Origin of the sequence: Pseudomonas sp. UBA4617 (assembly GCF_002386445.1) — a bacterium.
In the GTDB taxonomy this organism is placed as follows: Bacteria; Pseudomonadota; Gammaproteobacteria; order Pseudomonadales; family Pseudomonadaceae; genus Aquipseudomonas.
Genome location: NZ_DGIR01000046.1, coordinates 149,728 through 165,170 on the forward strand (window position 1 = coordinate 149,728; position 15,443 = coordinate 165,170).

The 15,443-nt window shown below is 64.5% G+C and carries 12 protein-coding genes; 7 read left to right on the plus strand and 5 right to left on the minus strand.

The window, feature by feature from the left end:
• Nucleotides 1-94 precede the first annotated feature (94 nt).
• Nucleotides 95-817 (plus strand): methyl-accepting chemotaxis protein, encoded by a 723-nt coding sequence (locus tag B4L76_RS24450; protein WP_414707249.1) that lies wholly within the window; start codon nt 95-97, stop codon nt 815-817.
• A 39-nt stretch (nt 818-856) separates the two neighbouring features.
• On the opposite strand, the gene hglS is transcribed toward B4L76_RS24450, so the two are convergent.
• Together hglS and B4L76_RS20850 are read right to left on the minus strand one after the other, a co-directional pair.
• The gene (gene hglS / locus B4L76_RS20845) at nt 857-2,251 is read right to left on the minus strand and encodes a 2-oxoadipate dioxygenase/decarboxylase HglS (RefSeq protein WP_296235027.1); all 1,395 of its coding nucleotides are present in this window, start codon (nt 2,249-2,251) and stop codon (nt 857-859) included.
• 130 nt (nt 2,252-2,381) lie between these two features.
• A complete protein-coding gene (locus B4L76_RS20850) occupies nt 2,382-3,272 on the minus strand; it encodes a LysR family transcriptional regulator (RefSeq protein WP_296235028.1) in 891 nt (296 codons plus the stop codon).
• Nucleotides 3,273-3,407: 135 nt separating this feature from the next.
• On the opposite strand from B4L76_RS20850, the gene B4L76_RS20855 reads away from it, so the two are divergent.
• Both B4L76_RS20855 and B4L76_RS20860 read left to right on the plus strand, forming a co-directional pair.
• Entirely contained in the window at nt 3,408-4,898 is a 1,491-nt protein-coding gene (locus B4L76_RS20855) for an aldehyde dehydrogenase family protein (protein ID WP_296235029.1), read from the plus strand.
• A 166-nt stretch (nt 4,899-5,064) separates the two neighbouring features.
• Nucleotides 5,065-6,351: an NAD(P)/FAD-dependent oxidoreductase gene (locus tag B4L76_RS20860; protein WP_296235030.1), complete on the plus strand. Its 1,287-nt coding sequence runs from the start codon at nt 5,065-5,067 to the stop codon at nt 6,349-6,351.
• 38 nt (nt 6,352-6,389) lie between these two features.
• Here B4L76_RS20860 and B4L76_RS20865 read toward each other — a convergent pair whose 3' ends face one another.
• Nucleotides 6,390-7,817: a mechanosensitive ion channel family protein gene (locus B4L76_RS20865; protein ID WP_296235031.1), complete on the minus strand. Its 1,428-nt coding sequence runs from the start codon at nt 7,815-7,817 to the stop codon at nt 6,390-6,392.
• Between the two features lie 301 nt (nt 7,818-8,118).
• Here B4L76_RS20865 and ycaC point away from each other — a divergent pair, with 301 nt between their 5' ends.
• The 4 genes from ycaC (at nt 8,119) to B4L76_RS20885 (ending at nt 12,416) form a co-directional block, all read left to right on the plus strand.
• Nucleotides 8,119-8,748, plus strand: a complete 630-nt coding sequence (gene ycaC, locus B4L76_RS20870) for an isochorismate family cysteine hydrolase YcaC (RefSeq protein WP_110639869.1) — start codon at nt 8,119-8,121, stop codon at nt 8,746-8,748.
• A 115-nt stretch (nt 8,749-8,863) separates the two neighbouring features.
• On the plus strand, nt 8,864-9,430 hold the full coding sequence (locus tag B4L76_RS20875; RefSeq protein WP_296235032.1) for an antibiotic biosynthesis monooxygenase: 567 nt from the start codon (nt 8,864-8,866) through the stop codon (nt 9,428-9,430).
• 38 nt (nt 9,431-9,468) lie between these two features.
• On the plus strand, nt 9,469-10,287 hold the full coding sequence (locus B4L76_RS20880) for an alpha/beta fold hydrolase (RefSeq protein WP_296235033.1): 819 nt from the start codon (nt 9,469-9,471) through the stop codon (nt 10,285-10,287).
• 287 nt (nt 10,288-10,574) lie between these two features.
• Entirely contained in the window at nt 10,575-12,416 is a 1,842-nt protein-coding gene (locus tag B4L76_RS20885; protein ID WP_296235038.1) for an amidohydrolase, read from the plus strand.
• Nucleotides 12,417-12,479: 63 nt separating this feature from the next.
• Here the strand turns inward: B4L76_RS20885 and B4L76_RS20890 are convergent, their stop codons facing one another.
• Both B4L76_RS20890 and B4L76_RS20895 read right to left on the minus strand, forming a co-directional pair.
• Nucleotides 12,480-14,078 carry an MFS transporter gene (locus B4L76_RS20890; protein WP_296235034.1) on the minus strand — a complete coding sequence of 533 codons (1,599 nt, stop codon included), beginning with the start codon at nt 14,076-14,078 and terminating at the stop codon, nt 12,480-12,482.
• A gap of 1 nt (nt 14,079) precedes the next feature.
• Nucleotides 14,080-15,342, minus strand: a complete 1,263-nt coding sequence (locus B4L76_RS20895) for an OprD family porin (protein WP_296235035.1) — start codon at nt 15,340-15,342, stop codon at nt 14,080-14,082.
• Nucleotides 15,343-15,443: the final 101 nt, after the last annotated feature.

A 15,443-nucleotide genomic window follows, 5' to 3' on the forward strand; every position in this document is an offset into this window, starting at 1 on the left:
CTCCGAGCAGGTCAGTACCCGTGCACGCTCGCTGGCCGGCCTGTCGGCCGGCGCGTGCGAGGGCATGGACCAGCAGTCCGGCGAAATCACCAGCATGGCCGGCGCGGTGGAAGAGTTCAGCGCCACCTCGATGAACATCGCCGACAACATGGCCGGCACCGAGCGCATGGCCCGTGACAACGCCCAGCAGACCCGCATCGGCCGCAATGCCATGGACGAGGCGTCGCGCTCGCTGACGCAGATTGCCGAGGCGCTTGGCGGTACCGCCACGGTGATGGACAGCCTGGGGGCTCGCTCACAGGAAATTGGCGGCATCATCAGCGTGATCACCGCGATCGCCGAGCAGACCAACCTGCTGGCTTTGAACGCTGCCATCGAGGCGGCCCGTGCCGGCGAGCAGGGGCGTGGCTTTGCCGTGGTGGCCGACGAAGTGCGGGGGCTGGCCGCACGAACCCGTCAGGCCACGGACGAGATTTCCAGCATGATCACCAGCATCCAGCAGCAGACCGGCCACGCCATCACCACGCTGGAGCAAGGCAACCAGCTGATGCAGGAAGGCCTGGAACGCAACGACAAGGTGGCCCAGGCGTTGGCGCGTATCGACGAGCAGAGCCGTGCGGCCGGTGAGCAGTTTGCTGTAATCAGCACGGCGACCCAGGAGCAGAGCAGCACCGCGACGTTGCTCAGTCGCAACTTGCAGAGCATTGCCCAGGCCAACGGCGAGCAACGCGAAGTGGCTAATGAGCTGGCCTTCACCGCGCGTGAACTGGAAGGGTTGGCGGCACAGTTGCGCCAGGAAGTGGACCGCTTCCGCTGAAACCGCAAGGGGCGCAGAGCGCCCCGACAATCTGAGACCTTACATCGAACCCAGGTTCAACGCCTGCGCACAGGCCTGCAGCGACCGTCGCTCGCTCAGCGCATACAGGGCCAGCTCGTCCTGCACCTGCATGCCCAGCGCCGCTTCGAACGCAGCGCGGTTGGCATTGCTGCCGTATTCGGCGTGCGCATCGTCACCCAGGTTGGACTGGAAGATCCCTGCCGCACTCACCGGCAGGAAGTCCTCGTAAACCAGCGCTTCGTAGTGCACATGACCGGCTTCGATCAGCCCTTCCAGAGTGCTCGGGCGGTCATCCTGGTCACGCGCGGCCAGGCCTTTCTCGGTGGCGAAGTAACGGAAGTACGCCAGCCCCTGCTGGCGCATCTGTGCCAGGTCGTCCGGGAACTCGGCGAAGGTCTCCTTCAGCAGCGCCATGTAGCGTTCGGCATTGGCCTCGGCCGGCACGCCACCCAGGGCGGCTCGAGTGGCATCGAGCAGCTTGTCGTACAGCTGGCGGCCTTTCGGCGTCAGGGCCGCACCGCGCTGTTCGATTTCGCCGAAGCGCGCGGTGTGGCTGCCTTCGCTGCCCTGCTGGTCGCTGAAGGCGACCTTTTCCTGCAGGGCCTTGAAGCTGGTCTGGCGCAGCAGGATCGGATGGCGGCGGGTGGGCGGGCCCTCGACCACGGCCTTCGGCGGGATGCCCTTGGCCGGCATGCCGGCCTGGATCGCATCGATGTCCAGCGTGCGCGGGGTCAGGTGGTTGATGTGCGGGCCCTTGAAGGCCACCACGTCGGCGATCAGGCGATGCTGGTCGTGCAGCTGCTGGTACTGCTCGGCAGTGACGGTGGCGTCATGGTGCCAACGGAAGGTGTGCAGCGCTTCCTGCACGAATGCCTCGGCATCTGCCGCGTTCAGGCCACCGTCACGTTCGCACTGGGCAATCAGTTCAAGGGCGCGGTCAGTGAAGATCTTGCGTTTGGCCAGGATGCTCTCTGCCAGCGCGCGCAGTTGCGGGTTGTCGATCAGTTCCAGGCGCAGCAGCGAGGTGAATACGCGGAACGGGCTGACGTGCAGTGACTGTTCGTGCACCGCGCGGAAGGCGGTGGAATGAACCGGCACCCCGGCGGAGCTCAGGTCGTAGTAGCCAACCGGCTGCATGCCCATCACTGCGAACAAGCGGGCAATGGTTGCCAGCTCTTGCGCGGTGCCGACGCGGATGGCCCCGTGGCGCTCCTGATCCAGCCGTTCGATCTCGCCGGTCCAGCGCAGGGCCTCGGCGACTTCGGGTTGCCGGGCCATGACCTGCTGGTTGATTTCGCTCACCAGCTCCAGCAGCGTGCCGTACAGGGGCACTTCCTGTTTGTACATGAGCGACATGGCGGCGGAGAACTGCGCGCGGATGTTGTCGGGGCTGACGAAATCGTGGGCGGGCATCGCTAGCTTCCTGGTTGGGTTCGGACGCTTACATGAAAGCGGGGAATGCACTTGGCTTACAAGCGAAAAAAAGTGAGTGTGTCATTCCTTTTTTGATCGATCTAAGGGCCGCCAAGCGCCCCTGGCAGTCTCAATCCGCAAGCTGCTCGCGAATCCACTCCACCAATGCCCGGACCTTGGGTACCTCCGCTGCATGCTCGGCATACGCCAGGTAATGCGCCCCGGCACTGGGCATCGCATGGTTCCACGGCATCACCAGGCTACCCTCGGCCAGTTCCTTCGCCGCCAGGTAGCGTGGCACCAATGCCACCCCGCACCCGGACTGCGCCGCACTCAAGGCCATATAGAAGGTATCGAAGCGCGGACCATGGTAGGCGCTGACGCTTTCCAGGCCCAGCTCCAGGAACCACTCGTGCCACGCCTCTGGTCGCGAGGTGCTTTGCAGCAACACCAGTTCGGCCAGTTGCCCGGCATCGACCAGTTCGCGGCCAGCCAGTAGCTCCGGTGCGCACACCGGTACCACCTCTTCACCGAACAGCGCCATGCAGGTGGCCCCTGGCCAAGTGCCCTGGCCATAGAAGAACACCACGTCCGCCGAACCCTGCAGCAAGGCGAACGGCTCCATCTCGTTGCGGATGTCGAGGTGGATATTGCCGTGGCGCTTGCCAAAACCCTTGAGGTGCGGAATCAGCCAGCGCACGCCGAAACTCGGCTGGGTGGCTACCTTCAATATCTCGGTCTGCTCGCCGTAGGTGAGTACGTAGCGGCTGGACATGTCGACCTGGGTGAGGATCTTGTTGACCTCGGCCAGGTACAGGCTGCCGGCTGGTGTCAGCTGCAGGCGGCGGCGGATGCGCAGGAACAGGTGGTGGCGCAGCATGTCTTCCAGCTGCGCCACCTGCTTGCTGACCGCGCTCTGGGTCAGGTGCAGTTCTTCGGCGGCACGGGTAAAACTCAAATGGCGGGCTGCAGCTTCAAAGCACTGCAGGGCAGTCATGGACGGCACCAGGCGTTTGGACATAGCGGTCTCTGCGGCTCAAATCATTACCTGACGGAATGATATGCGGAATAAAGGTCGTTTGTTGTAGCTATGTGATCGGATTAATACTGATCCATATCATTTTTCCACCCCATCACCCGATGTAGGAGAAGCACAATGGTTGCTGGATTGCTCGAGCGCCTTGGCGTTGCCGCCGAGGCTTACACCCAGGGCGACTACCCTGTTCACACGCCGATCGACGGCAGCCAGATCGCCTCGGTGAAATTGCTCGGCAAGGCCGAGACCATCGCTTGCATCGACCAGGCGCAAGGCGCCTTCGAAGCCTGGCGCAGCGTACCGGCCCCGCGCCGTGGCGAACTGGTGCGGCTGTTCGGCGAAGTGCTGCGTGAGCACAAGGCTGACCTCGGCGAGCTGGTATCGATCGAAGCCGGCAAGATCACCCAGGAAGGCCTGGGCGAAGTGCAGGAAATGATCGACATTTGCGATTTCGCTGTTGGCCTGTCGCGCCAGTTGTACGGCCTGACCATCGCCTCCGAGCGCCCCGGCCACCACATGCGTGAAACCTGGCACCCGCTGGGTGTGGTCGGTGTGATCAGTGCGTTCAACTTCCCGGTCGCAGTCTGGGCCTGGAACGCCGCCCTGGCCCTGGTCGCCGGTAACGCTGTGGTGTGGAAACCGTCGGAAAAGACTCCGCTGACCGCCCTGGCCTGCCAGGCACTGTTCGAGAAAGCCCTGAAAGCCTTCGGCGATGCCCCGGCCGGGCTGGCGCAGCTGGTGATCGGCGGCCGTGAAGCTGGCGAAGCCCTGGTCGACGACGCGCGCGTCCCGCTGGTCAGCGCCACTGGCAGCACCCGCATGGGCCGTGAAGTAGGCCCGCGCGTGGCTGCCCGCTTCGGCCGCAGCATCCTGGAACTGGGCGGCAACAACGCCATGATCCTGGCCCCGAGTGCCGACCTGGACCTGGCCGTGCGCGGCATCCTGTTCTCCGCTGTCGGTACCGCTGGCCAGCGTTGCACCACCTTGCGCCGCCTGATCGTGCATCGCTCGATCAAGGATGAAGTGGTTGCCCGCGTCAAAGCCGCCTACGGCAAGGTGCGCATCGGCGACCCACGCAAGGACAACCTGGTGGGCCCGCTGATCGACAAGCAGTCGTTCGATGCCATGCAAGGTGCGCTGGCCAAGGCCCGTGACGAAGGCGGCCAGGTGTTTGGCGGCGAGCGCCAGCTGGCCGACCAGTACCCGAACGCCTACTACGTGTCGCCTGCCATTGCCGAAATGCCGGCGCAGAGCGACGTGGTGCGCCACGAGACCTTCGCACCGATCCTGTACGTGCTCGCCTACGACGATTTCGAAGAGGCCCTGCGCCTGAACAACGAAGTGCCACAAGGCCTGTCGTCGTGCATCTTCACCACCGACATCCGTGAAGCCGAGCGCTTCCAGAGTGCTTCGGGCAGCGACTGCGGTATCGCCAACGTCAACATCGGCACCAGCGGTGCCGAGATCGGTGGTGCGTTCGGTGGCGAGAAGGAAACCGGCGGTGGCCGTGAGTCCGGTTCCGACGCCTGGAAAGGCTACATGCGTCGGCAGACCAACACCGTGAATTACTCGCGCGAGCTGCCGCTGGCACAGGGTATCGTGTTCGACTGATGGGTTGATGCTGCATGGCCGGGGGCTTGGCCCCCGGTTCGCGGGCAAGCCCGCTCCCACAGGTCCCCACAGATTTCGAAACCTGTGTACATCCTGGGGGAGCGGGCTTGCCCGCGAATGGGCCCTAACGCGGCCCCAAACAAGAACAAATTGCTGGAGCCGGGCCATGTCCGAACTGCGTCAACAATGCTTGTGGGAATTCGTCACAGAACCGAGCGTCGCCATCCAGGCCCTGGCCGGTGAGCACAAGGCCGATGTCTGTGTGATCGGTGGTGGCATTACTGGCCTGTCGGCGGCCATCCACCTGCTCGAGCAGGGCAAGTCGGTGATCCTGCTGGAGGCCTGGAAGATCGGCCATGGCGGCTCCGGGCGCAACGTCGGCCTGGTCAACGCCGGCACCTGGATTCGCCCTGACGATGTCGAAGCCACCCTCGGCGTGCAGCAGGGCAGCCGCCTGAACAAGGTGCTGGGTGAGGCTCCGGCTGAAGTGTTTGCCATGATCGAGCGCCTTGGCATCGACTGCCAGGCGCAGCACAAAGGCACCTTGCACATGGCGCACAACGCCACCGGCATCGCCGACCTCCAAGCTCGCCACGAGCAATGGCGCCGCCGGGGTGCCGATGTGGAGCTGCTGACCGGCGCCCAATGCCAGGAATACTGCGGCACCGACAAGATTTCCGCCGCGCTGCTCGACCGCCGCGCCGGCACCATCAACCCGATGGGCTACACCCAGGGCCTGGCCGCTGCGGTGGCGCGCCTGGGCGGCAAGCTGTTCCAGCAGTCCTCGGTCGAAGGCCTGGAGCGTGATGGCGATGCCTGGCGAGTGAAGACCGCACGTGGCTCGGTGCGCGCCGACAAGGTGGTGATTTCCACCGGTGCCTATACCGAAGGCGACTGGAGCAACCTGCAGAAGCAGTTCTTCCGTGGTTACTACTACCAGGTGGCGTCCAAGCCGTTGCATGGCGCTGCCGCCGACAAGGTACTGCCGCATGGGCAGGGCTCGTGGGACACCCGCACCGTGCTCAGCAGCATCCGCCGCGACGACCAGGGCCGCCTGCTGTTGGGCAGCCTCGGCCGGGTCGACAACAAGCCGGCCTGGTTCGTACGCAGCTGGGCCGACCGGATCCAGAGCCACTACTACCCCGAACTGGGCAAGGTCGAATGGGAGATGCACTGGACCGGCTGCATCGACTTCACTCCCGACCACCTGATGCGCCTGTTCGAGCCGGCACCGGGGCTGGTGGCAGTCACCGGTTACAACGGGCGCGGCAATACCACCGGGACCGTGATCGGTCGGGCATTTGCCGAATTCCTGCTGAAGGGTGAGGTGGGCAGCCTGCCGATTCCGTTCTCGCCAATGAAGGGGGTGAGTGCGCCTTCTCTGCGCACTGCGTTCTACGAGTCCGGGTTCTCGCTGTACCACGCGGGGCAATGCCTGAGGGTTGTGCTGTAAGCTCTGCGCCGGGTTTGCAGGAGCGCGGCGGCACAGGCTTACTTGTGCAACCAGCTCAGGAAGCCGCCTCTCTTGATCGAAGCCGGCTTCTGCAGCAACAGCGACTCCCGGCTCTGCCGCCTGAACCGCTGCAACTTGCCAAACGCTGCCTGCACCTCGCCACGTTGCACCAGGCAGTTTTTTACCTGTTCCTTGTCGATGCGATACAGGACGCAACTGGTCAACGTACGGAACTCGGCAAACGAGTCGTCCTCATCGATGATGCCCTCGATCCCCAGCACCTCACCGGGCCCCATGCGCCCGGCCTCCACCAGCCTGTCGCCATCGCGGATCGACGCCGATACGACGCCGCTGCCTATCACCAGCAAGTGCTCGGATTGCTCGCCCACGCCCAGGATGACCTGGTCCGCCAGATATTCCACCGCTGTCATGCGCTGGCTCAGGGCATCGCGTTCTTCATCGGTCAGCGAGCGGAACACTCGTACTTCGTCCAGCACCTCGCGCTGACGGCTGCGCGGCGGCATGGCCAGGTCTACGTTCCACATCACCCCGCTGGCCTCCAGGTGCCGGTGCGCCAGGTCGAACAGCTGGTTGCGCGCATCACCCTTGACGCCTGCGTCGGCTACGAAGCCGCTGGCCTCGTACTCCACTGATTCCAGCGTCGACGCCTTCACCGCGACCTTCGGTCTTGGCGTGGCAAGAATGGCGCTGACGCCCTGCAAGGCCTTTTCCAGTGCATCGAACACCCGCTTGGGGCGCACCTTGGCCGGCACCACCACGCTGATCGATACGCCGTGTACGTCAGCCGGGCGGCTGTGGTTGAGCAGCCGCGCCTTGGCTGCCACCGAGTTGGGGATCACCGCCAGGCTGCCGCTGCCAGTGAGCAAGCGGGTAGCCCGCCAGTCGATTTCCAGCACCTTGCCTTCAGTGCCGTCAATCGAGATCGAATCGCCAATCTGGTAGGGCCGCGTGGTGTTCAGGATGATGCCACTGAAGACGTCGGCCAACGTACTTTGCAGTGCCAGGCCGATGACGATGGCCATCACCCCGGAGGTGGCCAGCAGCCCCTTCACCGGCAGTTGCAGCACATAACCTGCCGCGGCGACCACGGCGGCCAGGAAGATCAACGCCCCCAGCACATCCTGCAGCAAGCGCCCGCCGTGGCTGCCACGGGCCACCAGCAACAGGCCGAACACCACCGTTACCGTGCGCGCGCCGAACAGCCACCAGCCGATGGCCAATACCGTGGCCAACAGGTTGCGTGAAACATCGTCGGCCCAGGGGGGCGGTTGCAGTGGGCTCATGCCGGCGGCCACCAGTACCGAGCTGAACAGCAGGAACAGCACCAGCCGCGCACCGATGCGCCAGGCCCGGTGCTGGAGGGGAATGAGCTGCCAGAGCACAAGGTCGAGCAGGATCAAGGCAATGCCGAGCAGCAGCAGGTATGACTGGATGAACGCCAGCATGGAGGTCTCGGGTGTCAGGGGAGGGCTGTGGGTAGTAATAGAGCAGGTTGTCGTTGCAGGCAATGGGCGCCTGCAAACCTGTCTTGCATAGGGATCGCGCAAATAGCAAAGCCAGTGCAGTAGGTGCGGAAGCGGGTTTAGCCGCGAAGAAGGCAGCAAACCCAAGCCAATGTATCGTTCATAAAACAGAACGCTAAAGCCAAAAAACGCTGTCTACCGCTCCAAAGGTGATGGTTTTAATCTTCTCCCATCAACGCGAAACACCCAACTTACTGACTTCAACACCTTCGGAGCTACGACCATGACCAACTTCAAATACAACCGCCTGAACAAAGACGACGCCGCAGTCCTGCTGGTCGACCACCAGGCTGGCCTGCTGTCGCTGGTGCGCGACATCGAGCCGGACGCGTTCAAGAACAATGTCCTGGCCCTGGCCGACCTGGCCAAGTTCTTCAACCTGCCGACCATCCTCACCACCAGCTTCGAGCAAGGCCCCAACGGCCCGCTGGTACCCGAGCTGAAAGCGCTGTTCCCGGATGCCCCGTACATCGCCCGCCCAGGCCAGATCAACGCCTGGGACAACGAAGACTTCGTCAAGGCGGTGAAGGCCACCGGCAAGAAGCAACTGATCATCGCCGGTGTGGTGACCGAGGTCTGTGTAGCCTTCCCGGCGCTGGCGGCGCTGGAAGAAGAGTTCGACGTGTTCGTGGTGACCGACGCTTCCGGCACCTTCAACGCCATGACCCGCGACGCCGCGCACGACCGCATGAGCCAGGCTGGTGCGCAGCTGATGACCTGGTTCGGCGTAGCCTGCGAGCTGCACCGCGACTGGCGCAACGACATCGAAGGCCTGGCGGCGCTGTGCTCCAACCACATCCCCGACTACCGCAACCTGATGACCAGCTACAACGCGTTCAACGCCAACAAATAAGCCACGGTTCCGGGCACCGCCAGTCGGTGCCCGGCCAGTGCAGCACACCCGTCCAATCCTCCGCCCGTCCGCCGTTGCACAGTGGATGCGGGCAAGCTCATCCCAAGGAACGCCGATGAACACCGCATTCCAAGACAACCGCAACGTGGTGACCCTGGTCATCCAGCACAAGGTCCGCGCCGCGTCGCTGGCCGCCTACGAAGCCTGGCTCAAGCGCACGGTCAGTACTGCTCGGCGACAGCCGGGGCACCTGGACGTCAACGTCATCCGCCCCGACGACGGCGGGCTGCACTTCACCACGGTGGTGCGTTTCGCCGACGCCAGCCTGCTGCAGGCCTGGGTCAATTCGACCGAACGCCAGGCACTGGTCAACGAGGTGCTGCCGTTGCTCGAAGGCGGTGACCACACCCAGGTGCATGACGACCCGGAGTTCTGGTTCACCCCGCCGAACACCCGCGTAGCGCAACCGCCGCGCTGGAAGCAGGCGCTGCTGACCTACCTGGTGATCTGCCCGATGACCCTGGTCATTCCGCATCTGCTGGCGCCGCTGTTCGTGCGCTTTCCGCAATTGGGCGGCGCGATCATCGGCAACCTGATCACCAACCTGTTCGTCATCCTGCCTGTGGTGTTCTACATCATGCCCTGGGTCACCCGTCGCTGCGCCAACTGGTTGCGCGGCTGAGCAAGCCTTCACCTCTACATTTTCAAGGAGATACCGACATGAGCACGTTCGTTACCCGCGATGGCACCTCGATCTACTTCAAGGACTGGGGCAGTGGCAAGCCCGTGCTGTTCAGCCATGGCTGGCCACTGGATGCCGACATGTGGGATTCGCAGATGGAGTTCCTGGCCAGTCGCGGTTACCGCACCATCGCCTTCGACCGCCGTGGCTTCGGCCGTTCGAGCCAGCCGTGGAGTGGCTACGACTACGACACGTTCGCCGACGATATTGCCCAGCTGATCGAGCACCTCGACCTGCGCGACGTGACCCTGGTGGGCTTCTCGATGGGCGGTGGCGATGTCAGCCGCTACATCGCCCGTCACGGTAGCGAGCGTGTGGCCGGCCTGGTCTTGCTGGGGGCAGTGACGCCAATCTTCGGCAAGCGTGACGACAACCCGCAGGGTGTCGACCTGTCGGTGTTCGAAGGTATCCGCGCCGGTCTGCGTGCCGACCGGGCGCAGTTCATCGCCGATTTTGCCACGCCGTTCTATGGCCTGAACCATGGGCAGCAGGTGTCCCAGGGCGTGCAGACCCAAACCTTGAACATCGCGCTGATGGCGTCGATCAAGGGCACCCTGGACTGCGTGACGGCGTTTTCCGAGACCGACTTCCGCCCCGACATGGCCAAGGTCGATGTGCCGACGCTGGTAATCCATGGCGACGACGACCAGATCGTGCCGCTGGAAACCACCGGCAAGCAGGCGGCGGAGCTGATTCGTGGGGCTGAACTGAAAGTGTATGCCGGGGCGCCGCACGGGTTTGCCGTGACGCATGCACAGCAGCTGAACGAGGACCTGTTGGCGTTCCTGCAGAAGTAATTGTGGGCAGCATTCGGGGGCTTGCCCAGGCAGCACAAAGCTTGAACAGGGCTAACCTTCTAAACCCACCGCACATCCATCCAAGCCCTGGCCCTGCACTCACCGGCATGCTTCGCAGTTGCGCCTGCCGGCGCCCTCACCAGACGGAGAAGACCATGTCCCAGGACCGCAACGACAAGACCCGTCGCCAGTTCCTCGCCACCAGCACCGTGCTCGGTGCCGCCGGCGCGCTCTGGTCCGCATTGCCTTTTACCGGTTCCGCTTACGCATCCACTCAAGGAGGTTCCATGACCGCCGACCTGATTCTGTTCAACGGCAAACTGCGCACCGTTGATCGTGAAAAGCCCACCGCGACCGCCGTCGCCATCAAGGATGGCCGTTTCATCGCCGTGGGCAACGACGCCGAGGCCATGGCCCACAAGGGCGCCTCCACGCAAATCATCGACCTCAGGCAGCGCACGGTCATTCCGGGCCTGAACGACTCGCACCTGCACCTGATCCGTGGTGGCCTGAACTACAACCTGGAGCTGCGCTGGGAGGGCGTGCCGTCGGTAGCCGACGCCCTGCGCATGCTCAAGGACCAGGCCGCGCGCACGCCCACCCCGCAGTGGGTGCGCGTGGTCGGTGGCTGGAACGAATTCCAGTTCGCCGAAAAACGCATGCCCACCCTGGAAGAAATCAACCAGGCCGCGCCGGACACGCCGGTGTTCCTGCTGCACCTGTATGATCGCGCATTGCTCAACCGCGCTGCGCTCAAGGCCGTCGGCTACACCAAGGACACGCCCAACCCGCCGGGTGGCGAGATCCAGCGTGACAAGTTCGGCAACCCGACCGGCATGTTGATCGCCCGCCCCAACGCTATGATTCTCTACGCCACCCTGGCCAAGGGGCCGAAGTTGCCGCTGGAGTACCAGGTCAACTCTACCCGCCAGTTCATGCGCGAACTCAACCGCCTGGGCCTGACCAGCGCCATCGATGCCGGTGGTGGCTACCAGAACTTCCCGGACGACTATCAGGTGATTCAGCAACTGGCCGACAACAACCAGTTGACCGTGCGCATCGCCTACAACCTGTTCACCCAGAAGCCCAAGGAAGAGCTGGACGACTTCCGTAAATGGACCTCCAGCGTCAAGCTGCACAGCGGCACCGACTTCCTGCGCCATAACGGCGCCGGCGAGATGCTGGTGTTCTCTGCCGCCGACTTCGAGGACTTCCTCGAGCCGCGCCCGGACCTGCCGCAGACCATGGAGCAAGAGCTGGAGCCGGTGGTGCGCCACCTAGTCGAGCAGCGCTGGCCATTCCGCCTGCATGCCACCTACAACGAATCGATCACGCGCATGCTCGACGTGTTCGAGAAGGTCAACCGCGACATTCCGTTCAATGGCCTGCCGTGGTTCTTCGACCATGCCGAAACCATCACCCCGCACAACATCGAACGCGTGCGTGCGCTGGGCGGTGGTATCGCCATCCAGGACCGCATGGCCTTCCAGGGTGAATACTTCGTCGACCGCTACGGCGCCAAGGCTGCCGAACAGACCCCGCCGATCAAGCGCATGCTCGACATGGGCGTTCCGGTGGGTGCCGGTACCGACGCCACCCGCGTGTCCAGCTACAACCCATGGACCTCGTTGTACTGGCTGGTCAGCGGCAAGACCGTCGGAGGCATGGAGCTGTACCCTGAAGGCCTCAGTCGCGACACCGCATTGCAGCTGTTTACCCAGGGCAGCGCCTGGTTCTCCAGCGAGCAGGGCAAGAAGGGGCAGATCAAGGTGGGCCAACTGGCCGACCTGGCGGCATTGTCGCTGGACTTCTTCAGCGTCGACGAAGAAGCGATCAAGGGCATCGAGTCGGTGCTGACCGTGGTCGACGGCAAGGTGGTGTACGCCGCGGCAGAATTCGACAAGCTCGGCCCGCCACAGGTGCCGGTGCTGCCGGAGTGGTCGCCGGTGACCAAGGTGCCGGGCCACTGGCGCGTGGGTACGCCATCGCTGGCGGCAGTGGCGCACCAGTGCGTCGGGCCTTGCGGGGTGCATGCGCACAGCCATGAGAAGGCGCGCCACTCCAATGTGCCGGTGAATGACTTCCAGGGTTTCTGGGGCGCGCTGGGTTGTTCGTGCTTCGCTTTCTAAGCTGAGCAGATGTGAAAAAGGGGCCGGTAATCGGGCCCCTTCTTCACTCCTTCGGTGCCGGCGTCAATGGTGAGCTTTGTGCTCACCGCCTGCCAGCAGATGCCGGATCTTCACTTCCACTCCAACGGTCTGCAGCATCCGCACCCGCGCCTCGATCTTCAGTTCGCCCCGTGTCACCCGATGGTGATGGCGCAGATGCTCCAGCCACGACTCCTCGAAGAAGAACTCCAGCCACAACGCTGGATCGGCACTGTCGCGCATCAACCCCCACGACAATGCGCCATTACGCTTGCGCATCGCCTCCAGCTCCCGTGCTGCCCGCTGGAAAGCTGCGGCCTTTGGCGGTTCGATGTGGTATTCGACGGTGACCATCACTGGCCCATGGTCCTGGTCCAGGTCGTCGCTCAGCACCGGCACCGGCCAGTGCAGCGACGGTGTCAGCTCTTCGGCTTCGGTTTCCGGCAGCGTCACCCTGCAGGTCAGCAAGGTGCCGAATGCCAGCCCGCCTGCGGCCAGCAGCAGGCTCAGGGTGATCGATGCATGACTGGCCAGCGTGCCCCACAGCAGCCCGCCAGCGGCCATGGCGCCAAAGAAGATCAGGATGTATACCGACAACGCCCGCGCTCGCACCCAGGCCGGCACCGCGGTCTGCGCCGCCACTTGCAGGTTGGACAGCACGGCGATCCACGCCGCGCCGCTGAGCAGCATCGCCGGGAGTAGTGCATAGAAGTCGCGCACCAGCGCCAGGGCCAAGAGGAACAGGGCATACAGCAGGCTGGCCAGCATCACCAGACGGTCGCGGCTGATGCGTTCGCGCAGGCGTGGCAGCAAGGTGGCGCCAGCTACGGCGCCAATACCGATGGCCGCCAACAGCAAGCCGAAATCTGCTGCGCTGCCGCGCATCTCGCCACGCACGATCAGCGGCAGTAGTGAAGTACCGGCACTGGCGCAGAAAAAGAACGCCAGCGCGCGCAGCATCACCGCCTGCAACGGCTTGGCGCTGCGGGCAAAGCGCAGCCCGGTGCGCATGGCGCCAATGAAGCGCTCGGCCGGCAGCAGTGGCTCCTTCACCTCGCGTTTCCACAGCAACAACACCAGGATCACGCCGGCGAACGAGACGGCATTCAGGGCAAAGGTCAACCATGGGCCGACCATGCTCACTACCAACCCCGCCAATGCCGGGCCGATGGCGCGGGATACGTTGATGCCGACACTGGAAAGCGCCACTGCGTTGGCCAGGTCCTGCTTGCCTACCAGCTCTGGCGTCAGCGCGCTCCACGCCGGCATCATCAGTGCCGTACCGATGCCCAGCGCCAGGGTCAGTACCAGCAGCAAGGCGACGTTCATCAGCCCGAGCAAGGTCAAGGCCGCCAGCACCACGGCCACGCCGGACATCCACAGCTGCACCAGCAACAGGTAGCGGCGCTTGTCGACGATATCTGCTGCGGCGCCGGCCGGCAGGGCCAGGAAGAACATCGGCAGCGAGCCGGCCACCTGGATCAGCGCCACGTGCAACGGGCTGGCCGACAGCGTGGTCATCAGCCAGCCGGCGCCCACCTCGTGCATCCAGGTGCCGATGTTCGAGGCAATGGTGGCGATCCACAGCATGCGGAAGGTGGTGTTGCGCAACGGGCTCCAGGCGCCTGAAGGGGAAGTGCTCATGTCAGAAGCTGCCTTTGAGTGGGTATTCGATGATCAGGTAGAGGCGATCGATGTCATCGCCGGCCTGGGCCTGGTTGGCGCGGTGGCTGACATGCGAGAGCGACAGGCTCAAGTCTTTGGCGGCCCCCGACTGCACCACGTATTTCAGGTCGATGTCGCGCTCCCAGTGCTTGCCGCCCTTGCCATATTGGCCTACGTAGGCGCCGCGCGCCGGGGCGTGGCTGCCGTCGATGCCGCGGCCGCTGACGTAGCGGCCCATCAGGCTCAGGCCGGGCACGCCGAGGGTGGCGAAATCGAGGTCATGGCGCAGTTGCCAGGAGCGCTCGCCGGGGCCGTTGAAGTCGGCGTACTTGATCGAGTTGGCCAGGTAGATGGAGTCGCCACCGACGAAGTCGAACGGGGTATCGCCTTTGACCTTCTGGTAGCCCAGGCTCAGCGCCTGGGCGCCGAAGCTGTACCTGGCCAGCAAGCTGTAGGCGAGGGTGTCGATCGCCCCGGCGCTGGCGTTGCCGGTGTCGCGGGTCTTGTACAGGTTACCGTCCAGGCGCCAGTTGCCCTCGGCGAGGTTCAGGTTGAGGTAGGCCTGGCGCCAGGTGTCCTGCAACTGCCCGGCGTACAGCGCAGCGCCGAATGGGCCTGGGGGCGCGAAGGTGGCGCCGGCCAGGCTGATGGCGCGGTTGGCGGTGCTGGCGCCGTAGCCACTGAAATCATCATGGGTAGCGCTGTTGTCCTGGTTGTTGAACGCGGTGAAGCGCCCGGCCTGCAGGCGCCAGTCGGGCAGGCTGCGGTTCTCCAGCAACCAGCCGGTGGCGTATTCCGGGTGCAGGCGTTTGTCGGCGGTATCGAACACCGGGGTTTCCACGGTCATCTCGCCGTAGCGCACCTGGGTGTCGCCCAGGCGCAGCTTGAGTGCAGCGCCGGCACTGGAGTAGCCGGACTCGGCGCGGCCATCACTGTCGCGCGGCAGCAGGCCGGTACCGGCATGGCCGCGACCGCCGTCGAGCTTGAAGCCGAGAAAACCGTGGGCATCGATACCGACGCCGAGGGTGCCCTCGGTGAAGCCGGAACGGATGTCGCCGATGAAACCCTGGGCCCATTCCTGGCGGTAGTTCTGGCCGTTACCGGATGGCGAGCGGAAGTCGCTGTGCAGGAAGTAATTGCGGCTGAGCAGCGACCAGCCGGGTTCGTCGGCCTGGCTGAGGGCCGGGCAGAGGGCGAGGGTGGCGAGCAGGGCGCGGCCTGGTCCGTGGGTGGCGCGGATCATGGGGGCTCCGGGGGGGCGATGATCCGAGACTGTGGGGCAAGGATAGGTCAGGGGTCTTGTAAGTGTGTGCTGGCGTGGGTTTGCCTGTGCCGGCCTCTTCG